The organism is Pseudomonas sp. RA_15y_Pfl2_54 (genome assembly GCF_963971015.1).
Classification (GTDB): Bacteria; Pseudomonadota; Gammaproteobacteria; order Pseudomonadales; family Pseudomonadaceae; genus Aquipseudomonas; species Aquipseudomonas baetica_A.
Genome location: NZ_CAXAPN010000029.1, coordinates 87,063 through 96,555, shown reverse-complemented (window position 1 = coordinate 96,555; position 9,493 = coordinate 87,063). Strand labels below are relative to the sequence as shown.

At 58.6% G+C, this 9,493-nt stretch carries 3 protein-coding genes and 1 rRNA gene; all 4 read left to right on the top strand.

Annotation, left to right across the window (positions count from 1 at the left end; all coding sequences use genetic code 11):
- Positions 1-81 (top strand): 5S ribosomal RNA (gene rrf, locus AACY50_RS28860); the annotation flags it as partial.
- Positions 82-235: 154 nt separating this feature from the next.
- The gene (gene recC, locus AACY50_RS20535) at positions 236-3,688 is read left to right on the top strand and encodes an exodeoxyribonuclease V subunit gamma (protein WP_339465443.1); all 3,453 of its coding nucleotides are present in this window, start codon (positions 236-238) and stop codon (positions 3,686-3,688) included.
- A complete protein-coding gene (recB, locus tag AACY50_RS20530) occupies positions 3,685-7,374 on the top strand; it encodes an exodeoxyribonuclease V subunit beta (protein WP_339434127.1) in 3,690 nt (1,229 codons plus the stop codon). The genes recC and recB overlap by 4 nt, the downstream gene beginning before the upstream one ends.
- Positions 7,371-9,476 carry an exodeoxyribonuclease V subunit alpha gene (recD, locus tag AACY50_RS20525; RefSeq protein ID WP_339539063.1) on the top strand — a complete coding sequence of 702 codons (2,106 nt, stop codon included), beginning with the start codon at positions 7,371-7,373 and terminating at the stop codon, positions 9,474-9,476. The genes recB and recD overlap by 4 nt, the downstream gene beginning before the upstream one ends.
- The last annotated feature ends 17 nt before the right edge of the window (positions 9,477-9,493 follow it).

The following is a 9,493-nucleotide window of genomic DNA, read 5'->3' as shown; positions in this document are numbered from 1 at the left end:
CATCCCGAACTCAGCAGTGAAACGATGCATCGCCGATGGTAGTGTGGGGTTTCCCCATGTGAGAGTAGGTCATCGTCAAGATTAAATTCCGAAACCCCAATTGCGAAAGCAGTTGGGGTTTTGTTTTGCCCGCAGGAAAGTTCTTACAGCCCGTAGGGCCTTCTTCCGGCTGTCACAACCTGCCGACAGTGCTAAGGTTCTGCCCTGGCTTTTGTTCTTTCCCAAGGAAGCTTTTATGCCGGACGCCCAGTCCCTCAACGCTGCATTCATGGTGGTTCAGAGCAATAGCCTGGATGAACTGCGCAGCCTGGTGGTCAGCATAATGCGGCGCTATCCACTGGCCCCCCTGGAAAACGAAATTGCTCTGGTTCAGAGCAACGGTATTGCCCAGTGGCTCAAATTGGCCTTGGCCGAAGATCCTGAAGACGATGACCTCGGCGGCTGCGGTATCGCCGCCGCGATTGATGTGCAATTGCCTGGCAGTTTCATGTGGCAGCTCTATCGCATGGTCTTGGGCCGAGATGAAATTCCAGCCAAATCCCTGCTTGATAAAGCTCCGCTGACCTGGCGGCTCATGCGCCTGCTACCTCAGGTCATCGACCGTCCGCATTTCGAACCACTGCAACGCTTTCTCACTCACGACACCGACTTGCGCAAGCGCTATCAGTTATCCGAGCGTCTGGCGGATCTCTTTGACCAGTACCAGGTATATAGAGCCGACTGGCTGGAGGATTGGGCTGAGGGACGGCATCAATTGCGCAACGTCAGAGGCGAAGTAAAACCACTGCCGCCTACCAGTTGCTGGCAAGCCGAGTTGTGGCGTGCGTTGCTGGATGACGTTGGAGAGTTGGGCATGGCTCAAAGTCGTGCCGGTGTTCATCAGCGATTTATCGAACGCATCAATACGATTGAAGAAGCCCCAAAAGGGATTCCTTCGCGAGTGATCGTTTTCGGGATTTCTTCCTTGCCAGCCCAAGTGCTTGAAGCACTGGCCGGGCTCGCACGTTTCAGTCAGGTTCTGCTGTGTGTACACAACCCATGTCGTCATCACTGGGCCGATATCGTCGCTGATAAGGACTTACTGCGTCATCAATACAAGCGCCAGTCCCGCAGGAGCGGTATGCCGGTGATCCTGGATCAGGAAACACTGCACCAACACGCCCACCCGCTTCTCGCAGCATGGGGCAAGCAAGGTCGTGACTACATCAACTTGCTCGACAGCTATGACGATCCGAATAGCTATCGCGCAGCTTTCCGCGACGGACGTATCGATCTGTTCAGTGAGACCCGGCCACAGAATCTGCTTAATCAACTACAGGACGACATCCTGGAACTGCGGCCACTCAATGAGACACGCGAGCACTGGCCTCCTGTTGAGCTGAACGAAGATCAGTCGATCCGTTTTCACATTGCCCACAGCGCCCAACGCGAAGTTGAAATCCTCCATGACCAGCTGTTGGCACGCTTCAGTGCCAACCCGGATTTACGGCCGCGCGATGTAATTGTGATGGTGCCGGACATCGACAGCTATGCCCCGCATATCCGTGCAGTGTTTGGTCAGCTTGATCGACATGACCCACGTTGCATCCCATTTACCCTGGCGGATCAGGGCCAGCGTGGTCGGGATCCATTGCTGATCGCCGTCGAGCATCTACTTAAACTGCCTGACAGCCGCTTTCCGGTGAGCGAAATTCTCGACCTGCTTGACGTTCCAGCATTACGTGCGCGTTTCGGTATGGAGGAGCGCGATTTACCGACGCTGCATCGCTGGATCGAAGGCGCCGGCGTGCGCTGGGGAATGAACGCTGAACAACGTGCCGGTCTAGGCTTGCCGGACGAACTGGAGCAGAACAGCTGGCATTTTGGCTTGCGCCGAATGTTGCTGGGCTATGCCGTTGGCAGCGCCAATGCCTGTGCGGGTATCGAACCCTACGACGAAATCGGCGGATTGGATGCTGCACTGATCGGGCCATTGGTTGCCTTGCTCGATGCACTGGAACTCGCTCATCAGGAACTCACGCAACCGGCTCAACCCAACGTGTGGGGTCATCGCTTGCAGGCGCTGATGCAGTTGTTCTTCAAGGCCAGCAACGAGCACGATGACTACCTGCTCACCCAGTTGGAAGAGCTTCGTGAAACCTGGCTGGAGACCTGCGAGGCTGTGGGCCTGAAAGATGAATTGCCGCTGACCGTGGTTCGCGAGGCCTGGCTCGCTGGACTGGATCAGGGCAGACTGTCCCAACGCTTTCTCGCCGGTGCAGTAAATTTTTGTACGTTGATGCCCATGCGTGCCATTCCCTTCAAACTCGTCTGTTTGCTGGGGATGAACGACGGCGATTACCCCCGCGCGCAACCGCCGCTCGATTTCGATCTTATGGGCAGCGATTACCGTCCGGGAGATCGTTCCCGGCGAGAGGATGATCGCTATCTTTTGCTCGAGGCGCTGCTGTCTGCCCGTCATCAGCTCTACATCAGTTGGGTCGGCCGCAGCATTCGTGACAACAGTGAGCGGCCGGCTTCGGTGCTGATCGGCCAGTTGCGCGATCACCTTGCCAGCGGTTGGCGATTAGTCGACGAACGTCAGGATTTATTGCACGCCATGACCGAGGAGCATCCGCTGCAACCGTTCAGTGCGCGCTATTTTCATGAGGGCGATCAACTGTTCAGCTATGCCAGCGAATGGCAGGTATTGCATCAACATCAGGCGCCCCAAAACGAGGTGGAGTTGCTCGCTCCGTTTGTTCAAGAAGAGCCGCTGAGCCTTACCCTGCTGCAGGACTTCTTGCGTAACCCCGTCCGACACTTTTTCACCCAGCGCCTCAAGGTGTATTTCGAAGCCGCCGAAGCGCCGCTCGCCGACGAAGAGCCTTTTGTCCTGGACGCTTTGCAGCGATATACACTCAGCGACAGCTTGCTCGAAGCTGCGCTCAGACAGCCGGATAATGTCGAGCAGGCGCTCGCGGTTCAAGCCCTGCGTTTGCAAAACAGCGGACTTCTACCCATGGCCGGTTTTGGTGAATGTCTGCAACGTGAGTTGATCGAGCCGTTACCCGATCTGTTGCAGCGCTATCAACAGTTACTGACGTTATGGCCGACACCGTTGACCAGTGCCATCCCGATCTCTATGGAGCTGCAGGGCTTACGCCTTGAAGGTTGGCTTTCGGGCTTGCATCAACGTGCCGACGGTGGCGTGTTGTCAGTCACGACCATCCCCAACAGCATCGGCTCGATCAAGAATCGCAAATGGCATCGACTGACCAAGCCTTGGGTTAATCACTTGGTCGCCTGCGCCAGCGGACTTCCGATGGCCACGGCGTTGGTGGCCAGCGATGACACCTTGCTGCTCGAACCGATGGAGCCAGACAGAGCTGTTCGTTTCCTTGGGGATCTTCTTCTCGCCTGGCAGGCTGGAATGCGGCAACCACTGCCGATCGCGGTAAAGACCGCATTCGCCTGGTTATCACAGACTGATCCGCTCAAGGCTGAAGCCGCGGCGCGTAAAGCCTATGAGGGTGATGGCCAAACCAGTGAGGGCGAGCGCCGCGAAAGCCCGGCGCTGTCACGGCAATATGCCGACTTTGAGGCCTTACTCGCAGACGAGACGTTCTCCGGTTGGTGCGATACCTTGTATCGTCCTTTGCTTGAAGCGCCCTGGCGTTCGTTGTCCAGCGAAGGAGCTCGGTCATGAGCAAGAAAATACCGCTGGCTCTGGCATTCCCATTACGTGGTAGCCAGTTGATCGAAGCCAGTGCCGGCACCGGTAAAACCTTCACTATTTCTGCGCTGTATCTGCGTCTGATTCTGGGCCATGGCGGCGAATCGAATGGTTTTGCCCGAGAACTGTTGCCACCGCAGATTCTTGTGGTGACGTTCACCGATGCTGCCACGAAAGAGTTGCGCGAGCGAATTCGCACTCGCCTTGCCGAGGCCGCGCGCTTCTTCAGAGACGAGATACCCGCTCCTGACGGATTGATCGCGCAGCTGCGCGAACAATTCGAATCTCAGCAATGGCCCGGTTGCGCCAACCGTCTCGATATCGCCGCGCAATGGATGGACGAAGCGGCGGTTTCCACCATTCACAGTTGGTGTCAGCGCATGTTGCGCGAGCACGCTTTCGACAGCGGCAGCCTGTTCACTCAGTCGCTGGAGACTGATCACAGCGATTTGCTCGGGGAAGTGCTGCGCGATTACTGGCGACTGTTCTGTTATCCGATGCAGGGCGATGCCTTGAATTGGGTTCGCAGCAATTGGGGCGGGCCTGCTGCGTTGTTGCCTCGGGTGCGTGGCCTGTTCGCCAGTGAACGCGACAGCGACGAAGGCAAGCCCCCGGCGGAGCTGATCGACGAGTGTCTGCAAGAGCGCCGTGCAGCGCTGATCGAACTGAAAATGCCTTGGCGTCAGTGGGCCGACGAGTTACTCGCCATCTGTCATCAGGGCGTCGCGAGCAAAACCGTCGACGGTCGCAAGATGCAGGCGCGCTACTTTGAACCGTGGTTCGAGAAGCTCAAAGCCTGGGCCGAGGACGAGTGCCTCGAGCAGCTCGACATCGGCACCGGATTCACTCGACTGACGCCCGACGGTATGGCTGAGGCCTGGAAAGGCCAGGTCCCACGTCATCCCGGGCTGGATGCCATGTCGAGCCTCAAATCGAGTCTCGATGCTTTGCCGACCCCCGACGCCGCCGTTCTGCAACATGCCGCCAAATGGGTAGGTGCGCGTTTTGAGGAAGAGAAGCGTCGCCGCGCCGAAATGGGCTTTGACGACATGCTATTGCGCCTGGATGCAGCCCTGCAATCTGACGGGGGCGAGCGCCTCGCGACGTTGATCCGCGAACAGTTCCCGGTCGCGTTGATCGACGAATTCCAGGACACCGATCCGGTGCAGTACCGAATCTTCGAGAGCATTTACCGCATCGAAGAAAACAATCCGGATACCGGTCTGTTTCTGATCGGCGACCCGAAGCAGGCGATCTACGCGTTCCGCGGTGCGGACATCTACACCTATCTGCGCGCCCGGCAAGCCACGACAGGCCGACTGCATACATTGGGCACCAACTTCCGTTCAAGCCATGGCATGGTGGACGCGGTCAACCACATATTCGAACGCGCCGAATCCCGAGAGCAGGGACGCGGCGCGTTTTTGTTCCGGGAGAAAAACGGTGAGAACCCGGTGCCGTTTCAACCTGTCGACGCGCAGGGCCGTAAAGAAACACTGCAGATTGCCGGGCAAGACGTTGCGGCGCTGAATGTCTGGCTATTGTCTTCCGATCAGCCCCTTTCTGGCGTGGTCTATCGTCAGCAGTTGGCATCGGCATGTGCCAGTGAAATCACCGCGTTGCTCAATGGGGGGCAAGCAGGTGTTGCTGGATTCGTACAAGAGGGTAAAGACTTCAGAGGTCTGCGCCCTTCTGACATCGCGATCCTGGTGCGTGACGGTAAAGAGGCCCAGGCTGTGCGCGGCGAACTCGCTGCCCGTGGCGTGCGCAGCGTGTATTTGTCGGACAAGGATTCGGTATTCGCCGCGCAAGAAGCTCACGACCTGCTGTCCTGGCTTAAGGCTTGCGCCGAACCGGATGTCGAGCGCTCGCTCAAGGCTGCGCTGGCCTGCATCACCCTGAACCTGCCATTGGCGGAGCTGGAGCGTCTGAATCAGGACGAACTGGTGTGGGAAGCTCGCGTCATGCAGTTCCGTGGCTACCGTGAGCTGTGGCGCAAACAAGGCGTCCTGCCGATGTTGCGACGCCTGCTGCACGATTTTCATTTGCCGCAAACCCTGATGACCCGCAGTGACGGTGAGCGCGTGCTGACCAACCTTCTGCACCTGTCCGAGCTGATGCAGCAAGCCGCTGCGGAGCTGGATGGTGAGCAAGCGTTGATCCGCCACTTGGCCGAGCTTCTGGCGTTGTCCGGTCAGGCCGGTGAAGAGCAGATTCTGCGTTTGGAAAGTGATGAGCAACTGGTCAAAGTCGTGACCATTCACAAGTCCAAAGGCCTTGAGTATCCCTTGGTATTTCTGCCCTTCATCTGTTCGGCCAAACCAGTGGATGGCAGCCGGTTGCCGCTGCATTACCACGATGCATCGGGCAAGGCTCAAGTGAGTCTGAGGCCGACGGCCGAATTGATTGCGCAAGCGGACGACGAACGTCTGGCCGAGGATCTGCGCTTGCTCTACGTGGCCCTGACCCGTGCGCAGCATGCTTGTTGGCTGGGAGTGACGGATCTCAAACGCGGCAATAACAACAGCTCGGTGCTGCACCTTTCGGCGCTGGGTTACTTGCTGGGTGGCGGAGCATCTCTGGGGGAGTCCAGTGCGCTGAATCGCTGGCTGCAAGACCTGCAACGCGACTGCCCGGCAATCAGCACGGGTGAAATGCCCCAGGCCGCCGACGAGCATTACCTGCCTCCACGCAATGACGCTGTGCTCTGTGCCACGCTATCGCCCAAGCGCAAGGCCAGTGAAAACTGGTGGATTGCGTCCTACAGTGCATTGCGCATCAGCGATATTTTGAGTGTGGGCAGTGATGAAGCGCCTGACAGTCCTCAAGCACAAAAGTTGTTCGATGATGAACGCCTTGATCCCGATGCTCCGCGAGACATCATTGCCGGCGGTGCGGATATTCATCGTTTCCCTCGTGGTCCCAACCCGGGAACGTTCCTTCACGGTCTGCTGGAGTGGGCAGGTGAAGACAGTTTTGCCGTTTCTCGCGAGGCGCTGGAGGATGCGATTGCCCGTCGCTGCAACCTTCGTGGATGGGAAGGCTGGATCACCACCCTGAGTGACTGGCTGCAACATCTGCTCAAATCCCCGTTGCCAATCGCTGACGGGCAGCCCCCCGTCATTCTTGAGCAATTGAAGCAGTACCGCGTCGAGATGGAGTTCTGGTTCGCCAGCCATAAAGTCGACGTAGTCAAACTCGACGAACTGGTGCGTCAGTACACCCACAATGGCGTGGCACGGGTGGCGGCAGAGCCGGTGCAGCTCAATGGCATGTTCAAAGGATTCATCGACCTGACCTTTGAACACGATGGTCGTTATTACGTGGCCGACTACAAATCCAACTGGCTGGGCGTTGATGAACTGGCCTACACCGCGCAGGCCATGGAGCAGTCGATCCTCGACAACCGCTACGACCTGCAATACGTGTTGTACCTGTTGGCGTTACATCGTCAGCTCAAGGCTCGCTTGCCAGATTACGATTACGACCGGCATCTCGGCGGTGCGCTGTATCTGTTTCTGCGCGGGACTCGCGCAGACAGTCGCGGTGTATATTTTGCCCGTCCGCCCCGTGAATTGATTGAGCGCCTCGACCGGATGTTCCAAGGCAAACCCGAACCCAAGGCCGAGCCCGCATGGGAACAGGGAGTCCTGCTATGAGTCGCACCTTCGACGATCTGCTGCCGACCCCGTTGACAGCCGACAGCCTGTCCTCGCTCTCGCCTCTGACCCGTGCTGAAGACTTGCTGTTGCTGCTCAATCGTTGGGTTGAGCGAGGTTGGTTGCGTGCGCTCGACAAGGCGTTCGTGGCATTTCTTCACGAGCTTGAGCCGGATACCGATCCACTGGTATTGCTCGCTGCGGCACTGACCAGCCATCAGCTCGGGCATGGCCATGTGTGTCTGGATTTGTTTGAAACCCTTAAAGCCCCGGATTTTGCCCTGTCGCTCCCGCCCGAAGGCGATGTGCAAGGGGGTGTGCTGTTATTGCCCTCGCAACTGCTTGAAACGCTCGATGGCGCCCATTGGTGCAAGGTTCTGGCGGGCAGTCCCTTGGTCGCCCTGGCGGCGGATAGCCGTGATGCGGCGCAGCAGCGGCCGTTGGTCTTGTCATCAAAGCGGTTGTACCTGCGACGCTATTGGGCTTACGAGCGCCGTATCGATTCGGCGCTACGCCAACGTCTCGCCCAAGTTGAGGCGACGCCGGGTGATCTGCCGCAGCGACTGGATGAACTGTTCGGCTCAGCCAAGCCTGGCGAGGTGGTCGACTGGCAGAAACTCGCCTGTGCTCTTGCCACGCGGGGTGCCTTCAGCATTATCACGGGCGGTCCCGGCACCGGTAAAACCACCACCGTGGTGCGTTTGCTCGCGCTGCTTCAGGCGCCGGCGGTCGAGGCAGGCCTACCACTGCGCATTCGTCTGGCAGCACCGACTGGCAAAGCGGCTGCGCGGTTGACCGAGTCGATCAGTCAGCAAGTGCAAACGCTGACAGTCGCCGAAAACGTGCGGGCCAAGATCCCCTGCGACGTCACCACGGTGCATCGCTTGCTTGGCAGCCGTCCCGGCACCCGGCACTTCCGGCACCATGCCGGTAACCGCTTGCCATTGGATGTGCTGGTGGTCGACGAAGCGTCGATGATTGATCTGGAAATGATGGCCAATCTGCTCGACGCGTTACCGCCGCATGCGCGTTTGGTGTTACTGGGCGACAAGGATCAACTGGCCTCCGTGGAGGCCGGTGCGGTGCTGGGGGATCTGTGCCGTGATGCTGAAGACGGTTGGTACAGCCCGCAGACCCGGCAATGGCTGGAGTCGGTCAGCGGTGAATCCCTGGCGGCCGGCGGTTTGCATGAAGACGTCGACGGTTCCCATCCATTGGCCCAGCAAGTGGTCATGTTGCGTCACTCGCGGCGCTTCGGCGAGGGCAGCGGCATCGGCCAGCTCGCGCGACGGGTCAATCAGCAGTTACCGGAGGAGGCGCGGCAGTTGCTGGCGACGGGGCACTATGACGATGTGTTTTCGTTGCTGCTCAAGGGCGAGCACGATCACAAACTGGAGCGCCTGCTGCTCGAAGGCCATGGCGATGGCCCGCAAGGTTATCGACATTATCTGAGTGTGCTGCGCAATCAGCGTCCACCACTGGGCAGGCCGCTCGAGCATCCGGACTGGATCAGTTGGGCCCGTGAAGTCTTACAAGCGTTCGACACCTTTCAGTTGTTGTGCGCGGTGCGCAAAGGGCCATGGGGTGTTGAAGGCCTCAACCAACGCATCACCGCCGCGCTGCTCAAGGCACGTCTGATCGAGAACGACCAGCAATGGTACGAAGGCCGCCCGGTACTGATGACCCGTAACGACTACGGTCTTGGTTTGATGAACGGTGACATTGGCATCGCCCTCAAACTGCCGGAACGCGAAGGGCCTGACGCTGGAAAGCCGGTATTGCGCGTAGCCTTCCCGCGTAATGACGGTCAGGGCGGGGTACGTTTCGTGTTGCCGAGTCGGCTCAATGACGTCGAAACCGTTTACGCCATGACCGTGCACAAATCCCAGGGCTCGGAGTTCGCCCACACGGCGCTGATTCTGCCGGATGCCTTGAATCCCGTGTTGACCAAGGAATTGATCTACACCGGTATTACCCGGGCCAAGCACTGGTTCACACTGATCGAACCGCGCACCGGTGTATTTGAAGAGGCGGTACAGCGCAAGGTCAAGCGTCTGAGCGGGCTCATGCTGGAACTGGAGGAGGGTGCCGAGCCTCTTTGAAGGTAAACGCAAAGATT

What these genes read in the sequence shown, in the direction of transcription:
- recC (WP_339465443.1), top strand. Translation starts at nt 236, where the DNA reads ATGCCGGACGCCCAGTCCCTCAACGCTGCATTCATGGTGGTTCAGAGC.
- recB (WP_339434127.1), top strand. Translation starts at nt 3,685, where the DNA reads ATGAGCAAGAAAATACCGCTGGCTCTGGCATTCCCATTACGTGGTAGC.
- recD (WP_339539063.1), top strand. Translation starts at nt 7,371, where the DNA reads ATGAGTCGCACCTTCGACGATCTGCTGCCGACCCCGTTGACAGCCGAC.